We start from the raw sequence: 579 nt of genomic DNA, 5'->3' as shown, positions 1-579 counted from the left end.
GCGGCGACCGCCTTGCCCGACACCCCGGCCTTGCCGTCGTCACCGCGGGAGGCCGCGGCGTGCTCCACGCCGGGCGTGCCGACCGGGGCGCCCTCGTTGACGGAGCCCCGCCAGGCGCCGGTCGCGTAGCCCTCGGCCTCGATGAACTTCTTGAACCGCTCGAGGTCGCCCTCGGCCTGGTTCTCGACCACGTTGAGCTTGTCGCCGACCTTCTCCACGAAGCCCTCGGGCTCGTACTCGAGGACCAGGTGCACCTCGGTCCGTCCGTTGCCCGCGTCGCGGAACGTCACGGTGCCGGCGTTGGTGGCGCCCTCGGTGGCCGCCCAGGAGACCCGGCTGTCGGGGACCTGCTCCACGATCTTCGCCTCCCACTGCCGGCGGACGCCGCCGAGCTCGGCGACCCACTCGAGGCGGTCGGCGCCGAGCTGGGTCACGCTCTGCACGCCGTTCATGAAGTGGGGGAAGTCCTCGAACTGGGTCCACTGGTTGTACACGGTGCTCAGCGGCACATCGACCACGACATTCTTCTCGACCTTGGTGCTCATGGCATCTCCTTCGATCCGTCTCGACGATCACGGG

At 69.9% G+C, this 579-nt stretch carries 1 protein-coding gene; it reads right to left on the bottom strand.

The window, feature by feature from the left end:
* The coding region (locus RF647_RS19135; protein WP_368813117.1) for an SRPBCC family protein at positions 1 to 545 on the bottom strand (545 nt) is incomplete at its 3' end.
* Positions 546 to 579 lie beyond the last annotated feature (34 nt).

Source organism: Kocuria sp. CPCC 205263 (assembly GCF_040981075.1).
Classification (GTDB): Bacteria; Actinomycetota; Actinomycetes; order Actinomycetales; family Micrococcaceae; genus Kocuria; species Kocuria rosea.
Note: the sequence above shows the minus strand (reverse complement) of the source record. Positions and strands in the feature narration are given on the sequence as shown.